The organism is Micrococcus sp. FDAARGOS_333, assembly GCF_002206575.2.
Classification (GTDB): domain Bacteria; phylum Actinomycetota; class Actinomycetes; order Actinomycetales; family Micrococcaceae; genus Micrococcus; species Micrococcus lylae.
This window is the reverse complement of record NZ_NJFJ02000001.1, coordinates 1,446,371-1,469,481: the sequence shown is the minus strand read 5'-3', so window position 1 is coordinate 1,469,481 and position 23,111 is coordinate 1,446,371. Positions and strand designations below refer to the sequence as shown.

At 73.0% G+C, this 23,111-nt stretch carries 17 protein-coding genes and 3 tRNA genes; 4 read left to right on the top strand and 16 right to left on the bottom strand.

Features of this window, described 5'->3' with window-relative positions; genetic code table 11:
- Window positions 1–52 precede the first annotated feature (52 nt).
- On the top strand, window positions 53–577 hold the full coding sequence (locus CEQ11_RS06575; protein WP_088478132.1) for a DUF3515 family protein: 525 nt from the start codon (window positions 53–55) through the stop codon (window positions 575–577).
- A gap of 133 nt (window positions 578–710) precedes the next feature.
- On the opposite strand, the gene CEQ11_RS06570 is transcribed toward CEQ11_RS06575, so the two are convergent.
- The 6 genes from CEQ11_RS06570 to leuC all read right to left on the bottom strand — a co-directional run bounded on the left by CEQ11_RS06570 (window position 711) and on the right by leuC (window position 7,300).
- Window positions 711–1,835, bottom strand: a complete 1,125-nt coding sequence (locus tag CEQ11_RS06570; protein ID WP_088478131.1) for a D-alanine--D-alanine ligase family protein — start codon at window positions 1,833–1,835, stop codon at window positions 711–713.
- Window positions 1,832–2,869, bottom strand: a complete 1,038-nt coding sequence (locus tag CEQ11_RS06565) for an NAD(P)H-dependent glycerol-3-phosphate dehydrogenase (RefSeq protein WP_088478130.1) — start codon at window positions 2,867–2,869, stop codon at window positions 1,832–1,834. Before CEQ11_RS06565 ends, CEQ11_RS06570 begins: the two co-directional genes overlap by 4 nt.
- Complete coding sequence (locus CEQ11_RS06560) at window positions 2,866–3,609, bottom strand: 1-acyl-sn-glycerol-3-phosphate acyltransferase (RefSeq protein ID WP_088478129.1); 744 nt, start codon at window positions 3,607–3,609, stop codon at window positions 2,866–2,868. The genes CEQ11_RS06565 and CEQ11_RS06560 overlap by 4 nt, the downstream gene beginning before the upstream one ends.
- Window positions 3,609–4,934 (bottom strand): UDP-N-acetylglucosamine 1-carboxyvinyltransferase, encoded by a 1,326-nt coding sequence (murA, locus tag CEQ11_RS06555; RefSeq protein ID WP_088478128.1) that lies wholly within the window; start codon window positions 4,932–4,934, stop codon window positions 3,609–3,611. Before murA ends, CEQ11_RS06560 begins: the two co-directional genes overlap by 1 nt.
- Before the next feature lie 287 nt (window positions 4,935–5,221).
- Window positions 5,222–5,830 carry a 3-isopropylmalate dehydratase small subunit gene (leuD, locus tag CEQ11_RS06550; RefSeq protein ID WP_088478127.1) on the bottom strand — a complete coding sequence of 203 codons (609 nt, stop codon included), beginning with the start codon at window positions 5,828–5,830 and terminating at the stop codon, window positions 5,222–5,224.
- Between the two features lie 3 nt (window positions 5,831–5,833).
- Window positions 5,834–7,300, bottom strand: coding sequence for a 3-isopropylmalate dehydratase large subunit (gene leuC / locus CEQ11_RS06545; RefSeq protein ID WP_088478126.1), 1,467 nt, complete (start codon window positions 7,298–7,300; stop codon window positions 5,834–5,836).
- Window positions 7,301–7,584: 284 nt separating this feature from the next.
- Between leuC and CEQ11_RS06540 the strand changes: the two genes are divergently transcribed.
- Complete coding sequence (locus CEQ11_RS06540) at window positions 7,585–8,367, top strand: IclR family transcriptional regulator (RefSeq protein ID WP_227718772.1); 783 nt, start codon at window positions 7,585–7,587, stop codon at window positions 8,365–8,367.
- Between the two features lie 109 nt (window positions 8,368–8,476).
- Here the strand turns inward: CEQ11_RS06540 and CEQ11_RS06535 are convergent, their stop codons facing one another.
- The 3 genes from CEQ11_RS06535 to CEQ11_RS06525 are packed head-to-tail and all read right to left on the bottom strand — an operon-like array spanning window position 8,477 to window position 13,270.
- Window positions 8,477–9,673 (bottom strand): thiamine-monophosphate kinase, encoded by a 1,197-nt coding sequence (locus tag CEQ11_RS06535; protein WP_193762999.1) that lies wholly within the window; start codon window positions 9,671–9,673, stop codon window positions 8,477–8,479.
- The gene (locus CEQ11_RS06530; RefSeq protein WP_088478124.1) at window positions 9,660–11,405 is read right to left on the bottom strand and encodes a GTPase; all 1,746 of its coding nucleotides are present in this window, start codon (window positions 11,403–11,405) and stop codon (window positions 9,660–9,662) included. Before CEQ11_RS06530 ends, CEQ11_RS06535 begins: the two co-directional genes overlap by 14 nt.
- On the bottom strand, window positions 11,402–13,270 hold the full coding sequence (locus CEQ11_RS06525; protein WP_227718771.1) for a dynamin family protein: 1,869 nt from the start codon (window positions 13,268–13,270) through the stop codon (window positions 11,402–11,404). The genes CEQ11_RS06530 and CEQ11_RS06525 overlap by 4 nt, the downstream gene beginning before the upstream one ends.
- Before the next feature lie 122 nt (window positions 13,271–13,392).
- Here CEQ11_RS06525 and CEQ11_RS06520 point away from each other — a divergent pair, with 122 nt between their 5' ends.
- Window positions 13,393–15,870, top strand: a complete 2,478-nt coding sequence (locus tag CEQ11_RS06520; protein WP_088478123.1) for a glycosyltransferase — start codon at window positions 13,393–13,395, stop codon at window positions 15,868–15,870.
- Between the two features lie 56 nt (window positions 15,871–15,926).
- On the opposite strand, the gene CEQ11_RS06515 is transcribed toward CEQ11_RS06520, so the two are convergent.
- The 5 genes from CEQ11_RS06515 to gltX form a co-directional block, all read right to left on the bottom strand.
- Window positions 15,927–16,002: transfer RNA gene (locus tag CEQ11_RS06515), tRNA-Glu, on the bottom strand.
- A gap of 237 nt (window positions 16,003–16,239) precedes the next feature.
- Window positions 16,240–16,315, bottom strand: a tRNA-Glu gene (locus tag CEQ11_RS06510).
- Between the two features lie 60 nt (window positions 16,316–16,375).
- A tRNA-Gln gene (locus CEQ11_RS06505) sits at window positions 16,376–16,447 on the bottom strand.
- A 209-nt stretch (window positions 16,448–16,656) separates the two neighbouring features.
- Window positions 16,657–17,517, bottom strand: a complete 861-nt coding sequence (locus tag CEQ11_RS06500; protein ID WP_088478122.1) for an HAD family hydrolase — start codon at window positions 17,515–17,517, stop codon at window positions 16,657–16,659.
- Between the two features lie 31 nt (window positions 17,518–17,548).
- Entirely contained in the window at window positions 17,549–19,105 is a 1,557-nt protein-coding gene (gltX, locus tag CEQ11_RS06495; RefSeq protein ID WP_088478121.1) for a glutamate--tRNA ligase, read from the bottom strand.
- 38 nt (window positions 19,106–19,143) lie between these two features.
- Between gltX and CEQ11_RS06490 the strand changes: the two genes are divergently transcribed.
- Complete coding sequence (locus CEQ11_RS06490; protein WP_088478120.1) at window positions 19,144–20,925, top strand: polysaccharide pyruvyl transferase family protein; 1,782 nt, start codon at window positions 19,144–19,146, stop codon at window positions 20,923–20,925.
- 25 nt (window positions 20,926–20,950) lie between these two features.
- Here CEQ11_RS06490 and CEQ11_RS06485 read toward each other — a convergent pair whose 3' ends face one another.
- On the bottom strand, window positions 20,951–21,739 hold the full coding sequence (locus CEQ11_RS06485; RefSeq protein ID WP_088478941.1) for a fumarylacetoacetate hydrolase family protein: 789 nt from the start codon (window positions 21,737–21,739) through the stop codon (window positions 20,951–20,953).
- Between the two features lie 198 nt (window positions 21,740–21,937).
- Complete coding sequence (locus CEQ11_RS06480) at window positions 21,938–23,029, bottom strand: branched-chain amino acid aminotransferase (protein ID WP_088478119.1); 1,092 nt, start codon at window positions 23,027–23,029, stop codon at window positions 21,938–21,940.
- Between the last annotated feature and the right edge of the window lie 82 nt (window positions 23,030–23,111).

Sequence of the window (23,111 nt, the reverse complement as noted above, 5' to 3'; positions counted from 1 at the left end):
CGGGACGTCATCGCCGCGCTCCCGCGGCGCGGACCTGTCAGGAATACGCTCCATGCTAGCGACCGTTCCCGGCACTAGACTGGACGTCGTGCGTCCCCTCCTCGCCTCCAGCGCCCGGGCCGGGCTCGTCCTGGCCGGCGTCGTCCTGCTCGCCTCCGGCTGTGCGGACGGCCGCATCGCCTCCGTCTCCGCGGCCGAGAACGCGGCAGACCCGGCCTGCGCCCCGGCGATGATCGCCATGCCCGAGGAGATCGGCGACCACTCACTCCGTCCCACGGACAGCCAGGCCACCGCGGCCTGGGGCGATCCCGCCGCCGTCGTCCTGCGCTGCGGCGTGGAGCCGCCGGCACCCACCACGGATCAGTGCATCTCCGCCGAGGGCGTCGACTGGGTCGTCAGCGAGGAGGGAGAGAACTGGCGGATCACCACCTACGGCCGCTCCCCCGCCGTGGAGGTGCTGTTCGCCCAGGATCGGGTCAGCTCCGACAGCGTCATGGTCACCCTCGCCTCGGCGGTCGGCCGCATCCCGGCCGAGCGCGGCTGCGTGAACCTGCAGGACGCCGAAGAGGTCGGCTGAACCGACGTCGAGGCGCTCCATGGTGCACCGGAGCACTGATGCTCTGATCACCGGTCCGACGGCCGGGGACCGGTGCAGGTGCGCGGCCGTCGTCGTCCCGTCCCTCAGCGGAGGGATGCGGCCGGGCCGGTCCTCAGTGCAGGCCGGCGCCGCGCTCCAGGGCCAGCTCGACGAGCTCGGTGATCAGCTGCGAGTAGGGGATGCCGCTGCGCTCCCAGAGCGCCGGGTACATGCTGATCGGAGTGAAGCCGGGCATCGTGTTGATCTCGTTGATCACCCAGCGGCCGTCCGGGGTGTAGAAGAAGTCGCAGCGGGCCAGGCCGGCGCCGTCGATGGCCTCGAAGGCCCGCACGGCGAGCTCCTGCAGGCGTGAGATCTCCTCCTCCGGCAGTTCTGCGGGGCAGGACAGCTGCGCGGCGTCGTCGTCCTGGTACTTGGCCTCGAAGTCGTAGAACTGGTGGTCGCCGGTCTGTTCCACCACCACGATCTCGCCGGGCAACGACGCGCGCGGGACGTCCGTGCCGTGGCCGTCCAGGACGGCGCACTCGATCTCCCGGCCGAGGATGCCGGCCTCCACGACGACGCGCGGGTCGAACCGGCGCGCCTCCTCCACGGCGGCGCGCAGCTCGGCGGGCTCGGCCACGCGGGTGATACCGAAGGACGAGCCGGCACGCGCAGGCTTGACGAACAGCGGGTATTCGAGGGAGCCCGCGCGTTCCAGGGCGGAGGCGGCGTCCCGCTGCCAGTCGCGGTCCGTGATGGTCTCCCAGGGTCCGACCTCCAGGCCGGCGGCCTGGAAGGCGACCTTCATGAAGTGCTTGTCCATTCCGACGGCGGAGGCGAGCACGCCGCAGCCGACGGCCGGCAGGTTGAGCGTCTCGAACAGGCCCTGGACGGTGCCGTCCTCGCCGAAGGGACCGTGCAGCAGCGGGAAGACGACGTCCACCCGACCCAGACAGGCTCCGTCGGCGTCCACGAGCTCGGTCGTGCCGTCCGAGGCCGCGCGCAGCGAGACAGGACGGGTCGGCTCAGGGACCTCCGGCAGGGAGCCGTCGCGCAGGCTCCACTGCGTGGGGTCCATGTCCTCGACGGACCACAGGCCCGAGCGGGCGACACCCACCGGAACCGGCTCCCACCGTTCGGTGTCGATCTCGCGCAGGACGTTCGCCGCGGTCACGCAGCTGACGGGATGCTCGCTGGAGCGGCCGCCGAACAGCAGAAGGACGCGCGGACGCTCGGTGGCGGCGGAGGTGGTCATGCGCGGTGTCCTTCCGACTTCAGGTTGCGGGAGAGCAGCAGGTCGGCCAGTGTCGCGACCTCGAGACGGCCGGACACGACCGCGTTGATGGCTTCGCTGATGGGCATCTCGACGTCGTGGCGGCGGGCCAGGTCGACGACGGCGGACACCGACTTGATGCCCTCGGCGGTCTGCTTCATCGAGGCAACGGCCTCGTCCACGCCCATGCCGGTGCCGATGAGGCGTCCTGCGCTGCGGTTGCGGGACAGCGGCGAGGCGCAGGTGGCGACGAGGTCGCCGAGGCCGGCCAGGCCGGCCATCGTCTCCGGTCGGCCGCCCACGGCGATCGCCAGACGCGTGGTCTCGGCCAGGCCGCGGGTGATCACGGAGGCCTTCGAGTTGTCCCCCAGGCCCTGGCCGTCGCAGATGCCGACGGCGAGGGCGATGACGTTCTTGACGATGCCGCCGATCTCCACGCCCACGACATCCGTGTTGGTGTAGGGGCGGAAGGTGCGCCCCGCGGTCATCGCGGCGATGGCCTCCGCGGTCTCCGCGGACTCGGAGGCGACGACGGTGGCGGTCGGCTCGCCGCGGGCGATCTCGAGGGCCAGGTTCGGACCGGACACGACGGCGAAGCGCTCCGGGGGCACGCCGAGCGCAGAGGCACACACCTGGGACGGACGCTCGCCGGTGCCGCGTTCGAGGCCCTTCACCAGGGAGACCACGATCGCGTCCTCGGCGATGGAGTCCTTGACGGTGGTGAGCGTCTCGCGGACGTGCTGGGCGGGCACGGCGACCACCACGACGGCGGCGTCGGTCACGGCCTCGTGGATGTCGGTCACCGCGGAGATGTTCTCCGGCAGATCGATGTCCGGCAGATACTCCGGGTTGCGATGCCCCAGGGTGATGGCGTCCGCGATCTCCCGGCGGCGGGACCAGAGCACGATCCGGTCGGCACGGCGTCCTTCCGGGGAGGTGCTGGAGCCGATCACGGCGGCGAAGGCGGTGCCCCAGCTGCCGGCGCCGAGGACGGCGACGCGTCCGGGGCGGCTCACGCGGCGCCCTCGCGTCGGCCGGTGCGCATGTCCCACCTGCCGGCCGGCGGATGCTCGCCGCGGAGCTCGGCCACGAGAGCGGTGAGCGCGTCCATCATGCGGTCGGTCCCTGACTTGAGGTCCTCCTGGGTGGGCCTGCGGCCACGCAGGTCGGACAGATCGACGGGCTCGCCGACCGCAATGCGCAGACGCTTGGGCGGGAACAGCGACCGCTTGCCCTTGTACGGCAGCACCTCGTGCGTGCCCCACTGGGCGACGGGCACGAGCGGAACACCGGTCTGCAGAGCCAGGCGCACGGCACCGGAGCGGCCGGTCATCGGCCAGCCCTCCGGGTCGCGGGTGACGGTGCCCTCGGGGTAGACGATGATGACGCCGCCCTCCGTGAGGACGTCCCGCGCGGTGTCCAGGGACTTGGCGGCGTCCCCGCCGCGCTCCACGGGGATCTGGCGCAGACCCGTGAGGATCTGCTGCAGCGGCGCGACCTTCCACAACTCGGCCTTCGCCAGGAACGTCGGCACCAGTCCCTGGTTGTAGACCATGTGGGCGATGTCCAGCGGATCGAGCTCGGAGATGTGGTTGGCCACGACGATCGCACCGGTCTTCGGCAGCCGCTCCGTGTGCAGCCACTGCTGACGGGTCAGCAGCCGCATGGCGGGGCGCACGATGGCCGCGGCCGCGGCGTAGCCTGCGCGGACGCCGAAGGGTGCCCGCGAGCGCGGGGACTTCTCCCGGCGCGCCATCAGGACTCGTCCGAGAGCTCGACGTCCGCGCCGAGGGCGAGCAGCTTGTCCATGAAGTGCTCGTAGCCGCGGTTGATGATCTCCAGGCCGGTGGCCTGCGAGGTCCCCTCTGCCGCCAGGGCGGCGATGAGGTGGGAGAAGCCGCCTCGCAGGTCCGGGATGTCGAAGGTGGCGCCCTTGAGCCGGACCGGACCCGAGATCACGCAGGAGTGCAGGAAGTTGCGCTGGCCGAACCGGCACGGGATGGAGCCGAGGCACTCTCGGTGCAGCTGGATGGAGGCGCCCATGCGGACGAGGGCGTCGGTGAAGCCGAAGCGGTTCTCGTAGACCGTCTCGTGCACGATCGACACGCCCGTCGCCTGGGTGAGCGCCACCACGAGAGGCTGCTGCCAGTCGGTCATGAAGCCGGGGTGCACGTCGGTCTCGAGGACGAGCGGGTTCAGCTCACCGCCGGCGTGCCAGAAGCGGATGCCCTCGTCGGTGACGTCGAACTCGCCGCCGATCTTGCGATACGTGTTCAGGAAGGCGGTGAGGTCGCGCTGCGAAGCGTGGCGCACGAAGATGTCTCCCCCGGTGGCCAAGGACGCCGAGGCCCAGGAGGCGGCCTCGTTGCGGTCCGGCAGGGCCGTGTGGTTGTAGCCGCGCAGCGTGGAGACGCCCTCGATGCGGATGGTGCGGTCGGTCTGGACCGTGATGATCGCACCCATCTTCTGGAGGACGGCGATCAGGTCGTGGATCTCCGGCTCGACGGCGGCGCCCTTGAGCTCGGTGATGCCCTCGGCCTTCACGGCGGTGAGCAGGACCTGCTCGGTGGCGCCCACCGACGGGTAGGGCAGCTCGAGCTTGGCGCCGTGGAGGCCCTTGGGGGCGGAGATGGAGATGCCGCCGGGGCGCTTGTCCACGACCGCGCCGAAGTTGCGCAGGACCTCGAGGTGGTAGTCGATCGGCCGGTCGCCGATCTTGCAGCCGCCGAGGTCCGGGATGAAGGCCTCCCCGATCGCGTGCATCAGCGGGCCGCAGAAGAGGATCGGGATGCGGGAGTCGCCGGCGTGCGCGTCGATCTCCGCGGACTTCGCCTGCTTGACTCCGGCCGGGTCCATGGTGATGGAGCCGGCCTGGCTGTCCCAGTCGACGGTCACACCATGGAGCTCGAGCAGGGCGCTCACGACGTCGACGTCCTTGATCTCCGGGATGCTGCGGAGCACGGACGGGGTGTTGCCCAGCAGGGCGGCGACCATCGCCTTCGGCACCAGGTTCTTGGCGCCGCGGACGGTGACCTCTCCGGTCAGGGGCTTGCCGCCCTGGATCGTGAGCAACTTGGCCATAGCAGTGGTCCTCCCTCGCCGCGGGGTGGTGCAGCGTCGGTTCATGCCCACCGACGGGCGGCGGGCCAGGTCTCGGCCGACCGGGACGCGCGGGGGCGCCCGGGCCGGGAATCAGCCTCCAGCATAGGCGGTACCGCCGGTCCCGACACAGTGGCGCCCCGCTCCGGCGCGCAGTCCACTGTGCGCGAATCGTCACAGCGGACCGCGCCGGGCAGGGCGGTCCGTCCGGACCGGCTCCTCCGGGTGGACCGACTCCTCCGGGTGGACCGACTCGGACCCGGTCTACGTCAGTTCGCGGCGGTGCGGGCCGGCAGGGTCGTCGGCTTGAAGTCCGGTCGCCCTGACTCGTAGGCGGCGATGGCCTCCTCCTCGCCGAGGGTGACGGCGATGTCGTCGAGCCCCTCGAGCAGGCGGTGCCGGGTTTCGTCGTCCAGCTGGAACGACGTGGTGAAGGAGCCACAGGTCACGGTGCGGGAGACGAGGTCCACGGTGACGGAGGCGCCGGGCTGGTTCTCCAGCTCCTTCCAGATCCGCTCGATGTCCACCGCCTCCACCTGAGCCGCCACGAGGCCCTGCTTGGCGGCGTTGCCGCGGAAGATGTCCGCGAAGCGCGGCGAGAGCACGGCGCGGAAGCCGTAGTCCTTGAGCGCCCAGACGGCGTGCTCGCGGGAGGAGCCGGTGCCGAAGTCCGGCCCGGCCACCAGCACGGTGCCGGCGGAGTACGGCTCGGTGTTGAGGATGAACTCCGGGTCCTGGCGCCAGCCGGCGAACAGGGCGTCGTCGAAGCCGGTGCGGGTGATCCGCTTCAGGTAGACGGCGGGGATGATCTGATCCGTGTCCACGTTGGACGCGCGCAGCGGGACGCCGATGCCGGTGTGGGTGGTGAACTTCTCCATGGCTCAGGCCTCCTGGGGGACGCGGTCGAGGGCGGGCAGGTCGGACGGGCTCGCCAGACGGCCCAGCACGGCGGTCGCCGCGGCCACGACCGGCGAGACCAGGTGGGTGCGGCCTCCCTTGCCCTGGCGGCCCTCGAAGTTGCGGTTCGAGGTGGAGGCGCAGCGCTCCCCCGGCTCCAGCTGGTCCGGGTTCATGCCGAGGCACATGGAGCAGCCGGCGAAGCGCCACTGGGCGCCGAAGTCCTCGAAGATGCGGTCGAGGCCCTCTTCCATCGCCTGCAGACGCACGCGCGCGGACCCCGGCACGACCATCACGCGCACTCCCTCGGCCTTCTTCCGTCCCTCCACCACGGAGGCGAAGGCGCGCAGATCCTCGATCCGGGAGTTGGTGCACGAGCCCATGAACACGGTGTCCACCGCGATGTCCTTCATGGCGGTTCCCGCCTCGAGACCCATGTACTGCAGCGCCTTGGCGGCGGCGGCCTGCTCGTCCGGGTCGGAGAAGGACTCCGGATGCGGGACGGCGTCGTTCAGGCTGACGCCCTGGCCGGGGTTGGTGCCCCAGGTGACGAACGGCTCGAGCGTGTCCGCGTCGATCACGACCTCGGCGTCGAAGACGGCGTCCTCGTCGGTGCGCAGGGTCCTCCAGTGTTCGACGGCGGCGTCCCAGTCAGCGCCCTCGGGAGCGTGGGGGCGGCCCTTGATGTACTCGAACGTGGTGTCGTCCGGAGCGACCATGCCGGCGCGGGCTCCGGCCTCGATGGACATGTTGCAGATGGTCATGCGCGCCTCCATGGACAGGGCGCGGATGGCCTCGCCGCGGTACTCGAGCACGTACCCCTGCCCTCCGCCGGTGCCGATCTTCGCGATGACGGCGAGGATGAGGTCCTTCGCGGTCACGCCCTCACGGAGGGTGCCCTCCACGGTGATCGCCATGGTCTTGAACGGCTTGAGCGGCAGCGTCTGGGTGGCGAGCACGTGCTCGACCTCGGAGGTGCCGATGCCGAACGCCAGCGCGCCGAACGCGCCGTGCGTGGAGGTGTGGGAGTCGCCGCAGACCACCGTCATACCGGGCTGTGTCAGGCCCAGCTGGGGTCCGACGACGTGCACGATGCCCTGCTCCCGGTCGCCCAGGGAGTGCAGGCGGATGCCGAACTCCTCGGCGTTGGAGCGCAGGGCCTCGATCTGCGTGCGGGAGGTCGGGTCGGCGATCGGCCGGTCGATGTCCAGCGTCGGGGTGTTGTGGTCCTCGGTGGCGATCGTCAGGTCCGGCCTGCGCACGGGGCGTCCGGCCAGCCGCAGACCCTCGAAGGCCTGCGGGCTCGTGACCTCGTGGAGCAGGTGGAGGTCGATGTAGAGCAGGTCGCGGCCGCGGGCCGCTCCCTCGCCCTCTCCGCGGACGACCACGTGCTCGTCCCAGACCTTCTCCGCCAGCGTGCGCCCGCGGGAGGTCTCGTGTGTGCCGGTCATGCGGCGCTCCTTCGTCGGTTTCGGGCCGGGCCGGTCAGGCCTGGCCCAGAGTGTCGTCCAGGCCAGGGATGGCGGCCCGGTGCGGGGCCGGAGGTGGCGGCCCGTCGCTGTCTTCACTGTCATCCTCGAGCCCAGGCGTGTCGACATCCGGTCGCCTCGGTTCCGCCATGCGGACACCACAGCAAGGTCCTCGCCTCGCCCCGGGGCCGCCGATTCCGCGTCATGATGCGGGCGAGGCGCGTCACACAGCGACTTCCGCATGGTGAGATGGTTACCCTCACATCATGAGCAATGCCTCCCCCTTGCCTCCCCGTCCGGCCACGACCGCCCAGACGGACCTGCTGGGCCACCGCGAGCCCAGCGGCGTGGGCGTCGTGGACAAGTCCTCCGCGATCCTCGACGCCCTCGAGTCCGGCCCTGCGACCCTGGCCCAGCTCGTGACCACCACGGGGATCGCCCGCCCGACCCTCCACCGTCTCGCCGCGGCCCTGACCCACCACCGGCTGGTGGGCAAGGACCTCCACGGCCGTTACGTCCTGGGCTCGCGTCTGACCGAACTGGCCTCGGCGGCAGGTGAGGACCGGCTGACGACCGCCTCCGGCCCCGTCCTGCTCTGGCTGCGCGACGCCACGGGCGAGAGCTCCCAGGTCTTCCGCCGCCAGGCCGACGCCCGCGTCTGCGTGGCCTCCGCCGAGCGGCCCGTCGGCCTGCGCGACACCATTCCGGTCGGCACGCGCATGTCCATGAAGGCCGGCTCCGCCGCCCAGGTGCTGCTGGCCTGGGAGGACCACGAACGCCTCGTCGACGGGCTGGCCGGCGCCGTCTTCACGCCGACCGTCCTGGCCGCGGTCCGCCGTCGCGGCTGGGCACAGTCCTTGGCCGAACGCGAACCGGGCGTCGCCTCCGTGTCCGCCCCGGTACGCGGGCCCTCGGGCCGCGTGATCGCCGCCGTGTCCATCTCCGGGCCGCTCGAACGCCTCACCCGCCAGCCCGGCCGCGTGCACGCCGACGCGGTGGTCGCCGCGGCCACCCGGCTCACCGAGCTCATCCGCGCGGGCGAGGCCTGAGCGCCCCAGAGGCGGGCCAGGGCCCCGACCGTCTCGGTCGGGGCCCCGGTGCGTCGGTGTGCAGGCTCCGCCGCCGCCCGGCCCCGGTGCCGCGGCGCGCCGATGCAGTTCAGGCGAAGTGGTCCCACCCGGCCTCGCCCAGCAGCCGATGGCCGGCCGGCACGCTTGACGACGACGGCACCGCACCGATCACCCGGAAGCCGGGCGGGACGCCGTGACCGGGTCGCAGGACGGCCAGCAGACCGTAGTCCTCTCCCCCGCCGAGCACCCATTCCTCCGGGGCGATGTCCAGCAGCCGGCCAAGCCCGCGCAGCGGTGCGGCCGCCTCGGCGACCCAGGCCTCGTCAGCCCAGAGCTGCACGCCGTTGGCCGCCGCAAGCCGGTCCGCGTCCCGGCCGAGCCCGTCCGAGACGTCCATCCCGCAGGCGAATGCGCCGGCGCCGGCGGGCCCGGCCCCCAGCGGCGGCCGGGGGCGCAGCTGGGCGCGAACGGCACGGACGAACTCACGTGGACCGGGACGGTCCTGAGGTGCCAGTCCATGCCAGCGCTCCTCAAGCTCGGCGCGGTCGGTGAACAGCAGGGCGAGCCCCGCCGCCGCCCAGCCCGGCGCGCTCCCGGCGTGGACCACGGCGCCGCCCTCGCTGCGGACCGCCGCGAGGTCCTGCTCCCCCATGGTCCGGCGCAGCACGCCGTGGACTCCAGGCCGGCCGAGCACGGTGACGGCCAGTCCCGCACGGTCGGCGCCGCCGAGGTCGCCGCCGGCCACCCGGCACTCGTCCGCGCCCAGACGCAGCAGGGCGGTGGCGAGGCCGCGGGCGACGCCGGCGATCCAGGCCGCCTCGGTGCGCCGCGGTCCCGTCAGAGCCATGACGAGTGCCGTGGGCACTCCGCCCATCGCGTTGATGTCGGAGAGGTTCTGCGCCGCGGCCTTCCAGCCGACGTCGAAACCACGGGTGCGGACGCCGGCCGGCCAGGTCGGCAGCCAGTCGTGGCCCTCGGCCATGGAGTCCGCGGAGACGAGGGTGCCGCCGGGCGACACCGGCAGCAGGGCCGCGTCGTCTCCGATGCCCACGCTGCCCTCCGGCCACGGACGGCGTTCTTCGACCACGGCCAGCTCCCGGCCGATCACGCGCAGCACTCCGGCCTCGCCCAGGCCGGCGAGCGTCTGGGCGTCGTCGCCGCCCGCCCGGCACGGCGATGCCGTGACGGAGCCGGCCCCGGCGCCGGTCTCCCCGCCGACCGCACGGTGACGACCGCCGCCCGCGGAGGGGCGGAGGCCGTCATCGTGGTGCTCAGCGGCGGGCACGCGCGCCTCCCCGCCCGGCCTCTGCGCCCCGGGCCCGGGCGAGGGCGGCCCGGAAGTCCGCAAGCCGGGCGATCTCCTCCTCCACCGGACGGATGACCTCGCGGCGGCCGACCTCGGTGGTGGCCTCCTCGAGGCGGCGGCGCGCCCTGCGGCCCCGTCCGCGCGCCGCGAGCCGGGCGAGCGGGATCGCCAGCAGCGCCAACAGGATGCCGAGGGCGATGCCTGCGACCAGCAGGAGCGTCGGCAGCGGGAAGCCCTCCACCTGCGGAGCCTCGGGCAGATGGAACTGCAGGTACGCGGCCAGCGCATAGACACCGAGCCAGCCGGCGCCCACCACTGCGGTGAGCAGGGCCAGCCACTGGAGCACGTTGAACACCGGCCACCACCACGAACCCTTGCCGGCCTGGAGGTCGGTGCCGGCGATGGCCTGGTCCACGGCGTCCGGCAGCCGCTCCTGGCGGCTGCGGCCGGCCCGGCGGATCGAGGCCTCCCACGGCTCGGGGGCGCCGGCGGAGGCATCGATGACGAGCGAACGGACCGCGGCGGCCACGGCGGCCTTCTGAGTGCCGCTGCGCTCCGGCAGGGAGGTGCGGTGCAGCGACGGATCGTGCTCCGGGGCGTCCCCGTCCCGCTGCGGCAGCGGACGGGACGGCAGCAGGTGCAGCCGACGCAGCGGGTCCGTGCGGAAACGGTGGGTCCAGCGCAGCACGGGCCAGCCCGTGGCGCGGGTGGCGCGCAGGCGGTAGGAGCCCTCGACCGCACGGACCACGGCGGGCACGCCGCCGGCCACGGCGAGGTCACGGCCGAGGCGCTCTGCCCTGCCGGAGCCGACGCCGGCAGGCTCTCCCCCGCCGGAGGCGGCGTCCAAGGCGTCGGCGTGGGCGGCGACGTCCGCGGACAGGCGTGCGGAGGCGGCGCCGCGCTCGGCGACGATGCGGGCGATCTGCGCGCCGACCTCGTCCAGGCCCTCTCCGGTGCGGGCGGAGGCGGCCATGACCCGCACGTCTCCCAGCCCGTGGCCGGTGAGCATGCGACGCAGGGAGGCGATGACCTCGTCCCGGTCGCGCACCTGGATGCGGTCCACCTGGTTGAGAACCACCAGGGTCACAGCGGCGTGGGAGCCCATGGTGGCCAGGAAGTCGCGGTGCAGCACGGCGTCGGCATACTTCTCCGGATCCACCACGAAGACGAGCACGTCCACGTGTCCGGCGAGACGTTCGGTGACCGTGCGGTTCTCCAGGACCACGGAGTCCACGTCCGGCAGGTCCAGCAGGATCAGGCCGGTGGCGTCGGCGCCCTCGCGGCGGCCGATCCCGAACAAGCCCTGACGGCCCTGGTCCAGGTGCGGGGCGTCGTCCAGAAGATGGCGCTGCTTCACGCCGAGCCAGTCCAGCAGCGCGGCGGCGCCGCCGCCCTCGCCCGTCTGGTCCTGGCCGCGGCCCACGCCCCAGACAGCGGCGAGCGCCTCGGAGGTGGTCGGACGGGTGGCCGCCACACGGGCCAGATCGCGGCCGGTCAGGGCGTTGAACAGGGAGGACTTGCCGGAGCCGGTGGCACCGAAGAAGCCGACCACCGTGTGGTCCGCAGAGAGCGAGGTCCGCATGGAGGCGGCGTCCATGGCGGCGTGGGCGTCGTCCACCACGGGGTCCGGCAGGCGGTCACGGCCGAGTTCGGCGGCCTCGCCCAGGGCGGCCAGACGGTCGTGCAGGCTCGGGGCGGTGCTGCGGCTCATGCGTGGTCCTCCTCCGGGTGCACGACGGACACGTCCTCGTCATCCGGGTCCTGGGCGTGCTGCCCGCCGGATCGGGCCGCGTCGGTGTCGGTGCCGGGCGCCCCGACGGTCGTCGGGGTTCCGGAGAGGCCGGAGCGCAGGGACGGGGCCAGGCGGCGCAGGGCGGCGGTGTCCTCGGCGGTGCGCCTCCGCTCGACCAGCGGCAGGAACTGGTCGGACAGGGCGCCGTCCAGCAGTCGACGGACGCGCATGTCCAGCAGGTCGTTCGCCTTCGTGGCCATGCGTCGCACCGCGTCCTCGCCGAAGATCGACTCGAGCAGCTTCTGGCCGACGACGGCGGTGCCACCGGCGATGCCGACCTCCAGGCCGACGAGGCCGCCGGTGGAGGCGAAGGAGAGGACCATGAGGGCCACCGCGGCGCCGTTGACACCGAACGCGGCCAGGCGAGCCTTGGTGCGTCGACCGGCGCCCTCCTCCTGGATGAGGGCGAGCACGTCCTGTTGCCAGGCGCGGATGACGCCGGCCGCCTCCTCCGAGAATCCGCTCGGCAGGGCGCCGAGGTTGCGGCCGGACAGGACGGCGCTGCCGGCCGGCTCGGCCTTCCAGCGGCGCTCGATGTCCTCGGCGGCGTCGGCGGCGGCCTCCACGATCACGGCGTGCAGTCCGGTCTCCAGAGCGGTCTCGACCTGCTCCGGCGGGGCCGGGCGGCCGCGGACGAACGCCGCGAGTCGGTCGCGCATGCGGCCGATGCCGGACTCCAGGCCGCGGAAGAACTCGCCGGTGCCGACGAAGTCCTGCCAGCGGGCGAGGACCTCACCGCGCAGCAGGGTGCCGTCCGACGTGGCCTCCTCGACCTTCGTGGCGGCGCGGTCGGTGGCCTCGGCCACGATGCGGGCCAGGGCGTCGGCCGCAGACTGCTGCTCGGCCTCGGCGTCCGCCAGGGCGTCGACGCGCTGGGCCAGCTGGGCCAGGACGCCGTCCACCGTGCGGCGGGCGACCGCCGAGCGGGTGGCGGCGTCCTCGGCGAGCTCCGTGAGCCACCGGCGCAGCCCTGCGACGTGCTCCTCGGGGAGCAGGCCGCGCTCGTCGAACCGGGTCTCGGGGATCACATGGACCGGGGAGTCGGCCAGTCCGCGCTCGGAGAGCATCCGGCGCAGGTCCGGGACGATGTCCTGCTCGGCACCGTCCGGGACACGTCCCAGGACGATGGCCACGGTGATGTCGCGCGCCGCGGCCTCACCCAGCAGCTGCCACGGCACGGCGTCCGCGTAACGGTGCGCGGTGGTGGTGAAGATCCAGAGGTCTGCGGCCTCGAGCAGCTGGCGGGACAGTGCGCGGTTGTCGTCCGAGACGGAGTCGATGTCCGGGGCGTCGACCATCGCGATGCCGGCCGGCAGCGCGGGCTCCGCCACGAGGGCCACGGTGTCCATGGCACCGCCGTCCGGCTCCACCGGGCCGGCGGAGACGGAGCGGTGCACACGGACGCGGGCGAGCTCGGGCAGCACCCGTGGGCCGGAGAACCAGTGCTCGTCGTCCGGGTGGTGCAGCAGCAGGGGCTGGCGGGTGGTGGGGCGCAGCGCCGAGGAGCGGGAGACCTCGTGGCCCACGAGGGCGTTCACGAGGGTGGACTTTCCGGCGCCGGTGGAGCCGCCGACGACGGCCAGCAGAGGAGCGTCGAGCGAGTCCAGCCGAGGCAGGACGTAGTCGTCGATCTGGTGCAGCGTGCGTTCACGCAGGGCGCGCTGACCGGCCACGCCGGAGGTCTCGAGGGACAGCTCGACGGCGTCGGCGTGGGAGCGCGCGGCCCGGACGGTCTCCTGGACCGACTCGAGCGCAACGGCGTCGTGATGGGAAGTGTTCGTCACCCGCCCATGATGACACGTGGGCGGTCACGGGCCGCGCCCTGTCCGACTCCCCCTCCGCGCACCGCGCGTCGGTGCCCGGCCGCCGACGGTGCCGCCGCGGTCCACTCCCTATAGTGGACGGTGTGACGTTCATCGCCCTGCCTGAGCACTGGTCTCCTCCGTCGCTGTCGGGCGGCCTGCTCTCCGACGAGTCGTGGACCGGGCCCTCCGTGCGGTACCTGCGCTGCGCCGACGACGCCCCCGAGGTCCTGGAGCATCGACGCGCAGGCAGCGACTACCTGGTCCACGCCGGCACGCTGGGCGACCTCTCCCGACCCGGACCGGACCTCCCCCTTCGAGGGGAGACGACCGGGCTCGCGGTCGACCTCGTGACGGAGGCACCGAGCACGAAGGCGATCGTCGTCGACGTGGCGGTGGTGGAGTTCGACGACCGGGGCACGAAGTCACGGGTCACCTTCGTGCCCGCCAACACCCCGACGGTGCACGTGCTCCGCGGAGACTGCGAGCGGTTCCGTCTGGCCCTGCGGATCCGCGGCGCCGGACGGATCCGGCTGAAGCATGTCGGGGTGGCTCCCTTCACCGACCGCTCCCGCGCCGCCTGGAACGCACCGGCGGGCGTGGCGCCGTTCGTCGCCGCGCTGATGCGCCGTGCCGCGCCGCTCGCCCAGCGCTCGCAGGCCGAGGCCTGGCGCCGCGCCGGAGGGGGCCCCACCACCTGGGGCATGTTCGATCCGACCGCAGGTGGCACCGTCCTGTGGCCCGTGGACACCGACGATGGCGGCGGCACGGCCATGCTGGCCCGTTCGCTCGAGTCCTCGGGCGAACAGTGGATCCGGCGCGAGGCCCTGGCGGCCGCTTCGGACGACGTCGTCGAGGCGGCGGCCGCGCACCACGTCATCGCGACCGCCGGGGACGATGCCGCTCGCCGCCGGCTGGAGGGGTTCCTGGCCCACGGCCTGTCGGTGGTGACGGACCAGAGCGCGTGGGTGCGCCGGACCGCCCCGCAGATCCATGCGGTCCCGGTGGATCAGGACCTCGCCTGCCTGAACCGCCCCCTGCGCCGCTACGAGGCGGCCGCCCGGACGGCGGCCGCCTGGGATGCCGCGGACCGGCTGGAGTCCGGCTCCCCCACCCGACCGCGCCTGACGGTGCTGGCGCTGTACGACCGCGCGCCGACGGCGGATGTCCCCGAGGCGCCGGCCTGCGCAGACCTGCTGGTCCGCACCGTGGAGGACTTCCCTCTGCCGGAGGCCCTGGACGCCTTCTGCCGCGCCGAGGGCGTCGATGTGCTCGTGCCGCTGCGCGCCGGCGACCGGCACGGACGTCGGTACCTGCACAGCAGGGTCCTGCCCTTCCTGTCCCTGGAGGTCGACCGGGTCGTCCAGCCGATCACGATGGCGGACCTCGAGCGCCGCCAAGCAGACGGAGAGCCCCTTGCCGAGATCCTGGCCGGCTGCCATGTGGGCGTCCACGACCGCGGCGACGTCTGGACGAGCGGACTCTCCCTCTCGGCGGCGCCGGCCTCCGCCTGGCTGTGGGGCGTGCCCGACGGCGGACGCGCCTTCGCCGTGGACCCGTTCGAGCTGGACTGCCCGCCGGGAAAGCTGTTCGCAGATCCGGCTCCGGCCGAGGACACCGCCCATCCCTCCGGTCCCGACCTGACCGTCATCCTGCCGGTCTACAACAACGGACGACACCTGCTGGAGACGGCTCTGCCCTCGCTGGCCCGTCAGGAGTGCTGGCCCCGGATGCACGTCATGCTGGTGGACGACGGCTCCACGGACGGACGCACCCCGGACGTGTGCCGCTCGCTGGCGGAACACTGTCCGCGGATCACGGTCCACCTGTTCGAGGACGGCGGGTCCGGTTCCGCGTCGCGTCCGCGCAACTGGGGCGTGGAGCACGTCCGCACGGAGCTCGTCTCCTTCCTCGACCCGGACAACGAGATCAGCCCCGGCGGCTACGACCGGCTGCTCGACCTGTACGTCGCGCGCCGAGCAGAGGAGTGGACGCCGGACTTCGTCTCGGGCTTCCAGGTGAAGATCGGCGACGACGCCCGGGTGATGGCCCGCCACGCATTCGGGGACCGTGAGGTGGCGGACGCGCGCCGGGAGTTCTTCCGCGGGCGCCACTTCCCCACCGTGTCGACCCAGGCGGCCGTGCTGCGCACGCAGTTCCTGCGCTCGGCCGGCATCCGCTTCGTCGAGTCGGCCTCCGGCGAGGACACGCTGTACGGCTGGGAGGTCCTCCTCGCAGCGGAGAACGCGGTCTTCACGGACCGTGCACACCTGGTCTACGTGGCGGACCGGGCCGGCTCCGTCACCAACGACGCCTCCGCACGTCTGTTCCACAAGCACCTCGTGGTGGAGCACGCCCGTCTCGCCTGGCTGCAGGAGAACGACCTGCTGGAGACTTTCTGCTCCGGTCAGCTGCAGCGCTCCCTCGACACCTGGTACGCACCGCTGCTCGAGCAGGTGTCTCCCGAGGAGCGGGCCGAGGCGGAGTCCGTGCTCGCCGAGATCGTGGCCCTGTACCCGACCGGGGCGCCTGCGGCTGAGCCGGCCGCCGGCGGCGCCCCGACCCCGTCCGACGACGGCTGAGCCGCGTCCGGCAGACGCACGAGAACCCCGGTCCGAAGACCGGGGCTTTCGCGGGTTGGTGACCCCAGCGGGATTTGAACCCGCGTTACCGCCGTGAGAGGGCGGCGTACTAGGCCGCTATACGATGGGGCCGAGCCGTTGCTCCGGGCGACGTGCGCCGTCCGTGGCAACTCCACAAATTTAGCAGGGCCCCGACCCCGGGCAAAATCGGAGGTCGAGGCAGCGGTGCGCCCGTGCCCGGCAACGGGACCGCCTGCCGGCCCCGCGAGCGTCCGGGCGGACGGCCACCACTGGACTGACGACGCGTCCGGTGCAGCGGCTCCGCGGACGCACGAAAGCCCCGGTCCGAAGACCGGGGCTTTCGCGGGTTGGTGACCCCAGCGGGATTTGAACCCGCGTTACCGCCGTGAGAGGGCGGCGTACTAGGCCGCTATACGATGGGGCCGAAAGTGTTGTCCCGACTCGCGTCGGAGCAACTCGAGAAGCCTACCACAGCTTCTGCGAGCTGGGGTACCAGGACTCGAACCTAGAATGACGGTACCAGAAACCGTTGTGTTGCCAATTACACCATACCCCACTGCCGGTCAATGCTTGACTGACCGTCAGCTCGTTATTCACGAACGTGCGTTCCCGGATTCCCCCGGCAACGAGTAAGAACTCTACACGTCCTTCCGTGCGAGTGCAAAACCGGAGGCGGCGTGATCTCCACCATCCGTCACAGCAGCGCGCCAGGGCGTCTCTGCCGGCCACGCCCCTCGCGCCTGCGCGCCGCCAGCCGAGTCCTCCTCAAAGCCAGGCACGCAACGCCTCGAGCGAGCCGATCCGCCAGCAGCCTCGCTCCGGCTCCCGCACCGGCGCAGCCGTGGCACGACGGATCTCATGCCCACGTCGGTCCACCGGCTCCGTGCCGGCGCCCTCCCCGGAGCCGTCCGCCGTGTCCGCGGCATCGCGCACGGACCAGACCGGCACGAGCCCGGCACCGCTCGCGCCGGCCACATCGTGCGTCAGGCTGTCCCCGACGAAGAGCGTCCGCGCCGTCTCGGTGCGGAGCCCTGCGCAACCGGCCAGGAACGGGGCCGCATCCGGCTTGGGCGCACCGGCCGTGTCAGATCCGACGACCACGTCGATCCACCCCAGGCCGATCGCCGCGGCCTTGCCGCGCTGGTACTCCTCGACGTTGTTGGTGACGATCCCGACGGGGCGCCCCGAGGCCCGGACCTGCTCGAGCACCGCGGCGACCTCGGGGAACAACCTCCAGTGGGAGCGCACGAGGTGCTCGTACTCCGTCACCCAGAGCTGCGCATCCGGCACCGCCTCGGCGCCAGGCGCCCCGAGCCCCTGCAGGGCGTCGGCGGCCCGTGCCAGACGCTGCTCCGCGAAGGTCAGCTCTCCGGCGATGTACCGCTGGTAGTGCCCGTGCACGTCTGCGGCGAAGTCGACGGCTGCGGCCCGCAGCGGCCCCTCTCCCAGGGCGTCCACGCCGGGCCACTGTCGGCAGACGGTGGCGGTGAAGGCGGCCCGCTGGGCGGTCTTCAGGTCCAGCAGGGTGTCGTCGAGGTCGAACAGGACGCCGTCCCACGCCGGAGCCCCGGAGGGGTCGGCCTCCGGGGCTCCGGGCTGGGACCGGCCGTCATGGTGGCCGGTCATCGCGTCCCTCCGCTCGGCGTCGGCACCAGGCTCAGAGGCCCTGCTCGGCGGCGAATCGGTCCAGGCGGGCCAGCGCGGACGCCTTGCCGAGGATCTCCAGGGACTCGAACAGCGGCGGGGAGACCTTCTTGCCGGTCACGGCCACGCGCACCGGGCCGAAGGCCTGGCGCGGCTTCAGCTCGAGGCCGTCGATCAGCGCGGCGCGCAGGGCCTGCTCGATCGCCTCGGTGGTGAAACCGTCCTCCGGCAGGGCTTCGAGGGCCTCGCGGGCCGCCGAGACGGCGGCGCCCAGGTCCGCCGGCATGCCCTTCATGGCGCCCTCGGCGGTGGCGATGTCCGCGTCTGCGGTGAAGAGGAAGGCGAGCATGTCCACGGCCTCGCCCAGCAGCTGCACGCGCTCCTGGACGAGCGGGGCGGCCGCGGCGAGGATCTCCTCCTCGCGGTCGGTCGGTTCCTGGGCCATCAGGCCTGCGGCCTGCAGGTAGGGCAGCAGGCGCCCACGGAAGTCGTCCTCGTCGAGCATGCGGATGTGGGTGCCGTTGATGGCGACGGCCTTCTTCTCGTCGAAGCGGGCCGGGTTCGCCAGCACCTTGTGCACGTCGAAGTGCTCCACGAACTGCTCGGGGGTGAAGATGTCCTCGTCGGCGGACAGGGACCATCCGAGCAGGGCGAGGTAGTTCAGCAGGCCCTCGCGGATGAAGCCGTTGTCCCGGTGGTGGAACAGGTTGGCCTGCGGGTCGCGCTTAGAGAGCTTCTTGTTGCCCTGGCCCATCACATAGGGCAGGTGGCCGAACTCAGGCATGTACGCCGCCACGCCCACGGCGTAGAGGGCGCGGTACAGGGCGATCTGCCGCGGGGTCGAGGAGAGCAGGTCCTCGCCGCGCAGCACATGGGTGATGCCCATGAGGGCGTCGTCCACGGGGTTCACCAGCGTGTAGAGCGCGGACCCGTCACCGCGCACCACCACGAAGTCCGGCACGGAGCCGGCCTTGAAGGTGATCTCGCCGCGCACCATGTCCGTGAAGGTGATGTCCTCATCCGGCATGCGCACACGCCAGACCGGGACGCGTCCCTCGGCCTCGAAGGCCGCGATCTGCTCGGCGGTCAGGTCGCGGTCGAAGCCGTCGTAGCCGAGCTTGGGGTCGCGGCCGGCGGCGCGGTGGCGCGCTTCGGTCTCCTCCGGGGTGGAGTAGGACGGGTAGATGTAACCGCCGTCCTTGAGCTTGTCGATGACGTCCGCGTAGACGTCCTTGCGCTGGGACTGACGGTAGGGCTCGTGCGGGCCACCGACCTGGACGCCCTCGTCCCAGTCGATGCCGAGCCACGTCATGGCCTCGACGAGCTGCAGGAAGGACTCCTCGGAGTCGCGCTTGGCGTCGGTGTCCTCGATGCGGAACACGAGGGTGCCGCCGGTGTGACGTGCCCAGCCCCAGTTGAACAGGGCGGTGCGGATCAGCCCCACGTGCGGGGTGCCGGTCGGAGAGGGGCAGAAGCGGACGCGGACGGGGGTGTCCGCATCCACCTGGGGGACGTCGGCGGACGCGGCACGGGAGGCGGGAAGGTGGTCGGTCGCGATGGCATCAGACATAGTGGTCCTCAGCCTACTCCCGACGCCCTGGAGGACCCGTGATCTCCGCCGAGCCGACCGCCGCCTCCGCCGCCGAGCCCCGTCGGGTCACCGTGGTGGGCTACTACGGCGCCCGCAATCTGGGAGACGACCTCCTGCTGTCTGCGATCCATGAGGGGCTGCGGCGCGCGGACCCGCAGGTCCGTGTCCAGGTGGCCGCCGAGCATCCGCAGCACGTGGCGACGCTGCCAGGTCTGTCCGCCCACTCGCGGCTGGACCACGCCGCGACCTTCGAGCACGTCCGTCGCTCCGACGCCCTCGTCCTGGGCGGAGGCGGACTGTGGCACGACTACTCCTTCGAACGGGCCGGCGGGCTCCTGGGCTTCTTCACCGCGGCGAAGGTGTCCATGCCCGGCTACGGGATCCCGGTGATGCTGGCCGAGATGCTGGGCGTCCCGGTCCACGTCCTCGGGATCGGCGCCGGGCCGATCCGCAGCGAGGACGCCGCCCGGGCGGTCCGCGCGGTCGCCCGCACGGCCGCGACCCTGACCGTGCGGGACGAGGACAGCGCCCGGATCCTGGAGCCCTTCGCCGCCGACCTGCCGGAGGTCCGCCTCGCTCCGGACCTCGTGTACTCCCTCTCCCTTCCCGACAGCGGCCCCTCGTCCGACGAGGCCCGCTCGCCTGCCGCGTCCGTCGCCCGGGCCAGGGCCGCGGGCCGCACGGTCGTCGCGGTGAACCTGCGCTCCTGGGCCGACGGGGACATGGCGCGCCTGCGGACCCGGCTGGCCGCGGCCCTGGCGGCCGTCGCCACGACGAGGCCCCTCACCGTGGTGACGCTCCCCTTCCAGGCGGGGCCGGGCCGGGACGCGCAGGCGCTGGCGGAGCTCACCGCGCTGCTGCCCGAGGACGTCGAGCACATCGACCTGGCGGAGCCACCGCCCCTGGCCGAACTGACGGCGCTGCTGCGCGAGGTGGACGCCGTCGTGGCGATGCGCCTGCACGCCTGTCTGCTCGCGCACCGCTGCGGGACGCCGACGGTCGGCCTGGACTACGACCCGAAGGTGGGCCGGCACTTCCGGGAGGCCGACCGCGCCTCCGCCTGCCTGCCGCTGGACGCCGACGCCGCAGCCCTGGAGCACGCCCTGCGCGCGGCCCTGGACGGACCGTTGCCCGGCACGTGCGTGCAGCGCATCCGGGACCTGGAGGCGCAGTCCCGTGCCGCCGTGGACGACGTGGCGCGGAGGATCGTCGCCGCCGGCATCCGCCCCCGCCCGCGGGGTCCCGCCGTCGGGTCCGCAGCCGCCGCTGCCGCGCTCGGGGCCGCAGCCGTCGGGAAGACGGCGGCCGTGGAGCCGGCGGCGTTCTCCGGGATGGTCCTGTCCGACGAGAAGGGACGGCTGACGGCACGGGACGTGGACCGCCGGACCCGAGCCCGGGCAGACCGTCTCTCGCTCGCCCTCCCCGAGTCCGAGAAGACCCTGGCGGCGGGGCGTCGGCTGGGTTTCTCCGGCGTCCTCACCGCCGCGACGGGCGCCGCGGCGGTCCTGGAGCTCCCCGCCGTCCCGGCACACGACGGCGACGGCCCGACGGTCGAGCTGGTCTGCGGCAGGGCCGCCCTCCGCCTGCCCCTGCCGGAGGCTGCGCAGCGGCGGCGGATCCTGCTGCACACCCCCGGGGGCGGTCAGAAGGTCCACGTCAGCCTCACCCTGCACGGTCCCGCCGCGGGCGCCGCGCCGTGGGACGGTGCGGCGCAGGTGTCCCTCACGCTCAGCGGCGAGGACGCCGCGGGGCTCTGGGTCGCCCCGCAGACCTCGGCCGCCCCCGGCGGACGCCCCTGACGGCCGCCCCGGCGCGCGGTGTGCCTCAGCGCCGGAACGGCGTGCTGAACGAGCCGATGCCCTCCACGGCCACCTCGACGCGCTGGCCCTCGCGCACCAGGCCCACGCCGGACGGGGTGCCGGTGAGGATGACGTCGCCGGGCAGCAGGGTGAACGCCTCCGAGGCGGCGGCCACGAGCTCGGCCACGGAGAAGACCATGTCGTCCGTGGTGCCGTCCTGGGCGGGCTCTCCGTCCACGGCGGAGGTGATCCGCACGGGGGACTCCACGTCCAGCTCCGTCTCGATCCAGGGACCCAGCGGGCAGGCACCGTCGAAGCCCTTGGCACGGGCCCACTGCAGGTCGGTGCGCTGGGCGTCACGCGCGGTGAGGTCGTTGGCCGCCGTGTAGCCGAACACCACGTCCTTCACCCGCTCGATCGGGACCTCCTTGCAGATGGTACCGATGACCACGGCCAGCTCGGCCTCGTAGGAGACCTCGTCAGAGAAGGACGGCAGGGTGACCGGCTCGCCCGGACCCACCACAGAGGTGTTGGGCTTGAGGAAGAACTGAGGGCTGGCGGGCACCTCGTTGCCGAGCTCGGCGGCGTGGTCCGCCCAGTTGCGGCCCACGCCGATGACCTTGGAGCGCGGGATGATCGGCGCGACGAGGCGGACGTCGGCCAGCCGGTGGGTGGTGCCGGTGGTCTGGACCCCATGGAAGAACGGGTCGCCGGCCAGGGCCGTGACGGTCAGCTCCTCCTCCGGGGCGTCGGCGGGGCCCTCCACGAGCCCGTACTGCGGTTCGGCCTGGTCCACGAAACGTGCGATGCGCATGGACCCCACCCTATGCCCCGGCCCCCGCGTCCGCGCATCCACTCCGGCAGGCCCTTCCCGACGGCGGCCGCTCCCCTGCCTCGGCGGCCTCTCGCCCTGCGACCGGCGAGGGCGGGGCGATGACAACGGCTCCGTCGCCTCGAAGGCGACGGAGCCGTCGTCGTGACGCCGGCCCGGAGGGACCGGGCCCGGCCCGGTTCAGACCAGGCGGTGCATCCACCCGTGGGTGTCTTCGGCCGTCCCGGTCTGGATGCCGAGCAGGGTCTCACGGATCTTCAGGGTCACATCGGTGCCGCCGGGGGACTCGATGACCTCGTCCCCGTCCAGGAGGCGACCGATCGGGGTGACCACCGCGGCGGTGCCGCAGGCGAAGACCTCCGTGATCTCGCCGGAGGCGACGCCGGCAGCCCACTCGTCGACGGTGATGCGGCGTTCCTCGACCTGCAGGCCCATGTCCCGGCCGAGCTGCAGGATGGAGGAGCGGGTCACGCCCTCGAGGATGGTGCCGGTGAGCTCCGGGGTGACCAGACGGCCGTCGGCGAACACGAAGAACACGTTCATGCCGCCGAGCTCCTCGACGGAGTTCTCATGGGTGGGGTCCAGGAACAGGACCTGGTTCGCGCCGTGGGCCGCGGCCTCCTGCTGGGCGACCAGCGAGCCGGCGTAGTTGCCGCCGCACTTGGCGGCACCGGTGCCGCCGGCGGCGGCGCGGGCGTAGTCGCGGGAGACCCAGATCGTCACCGGCTTGAGCTCGCCGCCGAAGTAGTTGCCGGCCGGGGAGGCGATGACCTTGTAGGCCACCTCGTTGGCCGAGCGGACGCCGAGGAACGCCTCGGAGGCGTACATGAAGGGACGCAGGTAGAGCGCCTCGCCGTCGCCGCCGGGGACCCAGGCGGCATCGGCGGAGACGAGCTCGCGGATGGACTCGAGGAAGAGCTCCTCCGGCAGCTGCGGCAGGGCCAGGCGCGCGGCCGAGCGGTTCAGGCGGGCGGCATTGGCCTCCGGGCGGAACGTCCAGATGGAGCCGTCGGCGTGCCGGTAGGCCTTCAGCCCCTCGAAGATCTCCTGGGCGTAGTGCAGCACCGCCGCGGCCGGAGACAGCTGGATCGGACCGTAGGGCTCGACGCGGGCGTCGTGCCAGGAGCCGCCCTGCTTGTCGTTGGTCCAGTCGATCGAGACCATGTGGTCCGTGAAGTCCTGCCCGAAGCCCGGGGCGGCAAGGATCTGCTCGCGCTCGGCGTCGGTGCGCGGGGACGGATGCTCGATGCGGCGGAAGGTGGTCTCGGACACGGTGTGCTCACTCCTGACGTGCGGATTCGGCGGCGGCTCGGGCGGGGCGCACACCCGCGCCGCGCAGACGGCGGCAGGCGAC

Excerpts from the sequence above, each read along its gene's own strand:
- leuC (WP_088478126.1), bottom strand. The coding sequence starts at position 7,300 with ATGACCGGCACACACGAGACCTCCCGCGGGCGCACGCTGGCGGAGAAG.
- CEQ11_RS06570 (WP_088478131.1), bottom strand. The coding sequence starts at position 1,835 with ATGACCACCTCCGCCGCCACCGAGCGTCCGCGCGTCCTTCTGCTGTTC.
- murA (WP_088478128.1), bottom strand. The coding sequence starts at position 4,934 with ATGGCCAAGTTGCTCACGATCCAGGGCGGCAAGCCCCTGACCGGAGAG.
- CEQ11_RS06530 (WP_088478124.1), bottom strand. The coding sequence starts at position 11,405 with ATGAGCCGCAGCACCGCCCCGAGCCTGCACGACCGTCTGGCCGCCCTG.
- CEQ11_RS06485 (WP_088478941.1), bottom strand. The coding sequence starts at position 21,739 with ATGCGCATCGCACGTTTCGTGGACCAGGCCGAACCGCAGTACGGGCTC.
- leuD (WP_088478127.1), bottom strand. The coding sequence starts at position 5,830 with ATGGAGAAGTTCACCACCCACACCGGCATCGGCGTCCCGCTGCGCGCG.
- CEQ11_RS06500 (WP_088478122.1), bottom strand. The coding sequence starts at position 17,517 with ATGACCGGCCACCATGACGGCCGGTCCCAGCCCGGAGCCCCGGAGGCC.
- CEQ11_RS06560 (WP_088478129.1), bottom strand. The coding sequence starts at position 3,609 with ATGGCGCGCCGGGAGAAGTCCCCGCGCTCGCGGGCACCCTTCGGCGTC.
- gltX (WP_088478121.1), bottom strand. The coding sequence starts at position 19,105 with ATGTCTGATGCCATCGCGACCGACCACCTTCCCGCCTCCCGTGCCGCG.
- CEQ11_RS06540 (WP_227718772.1), top strand. The coding sequence starts at position 7,585 with ATGAGCAATGCCTCCCCCTTGCCTCCCCGTCCGGCCACGACCGCCCAG.
- CEQ11_RS06575 (WP_088478132.1), top strand. The coding sequence starts at position 53 with ATGCTAGCGACCGTTCCCGGCACTAGACTGGACGTCGTGCGTCCCCTC.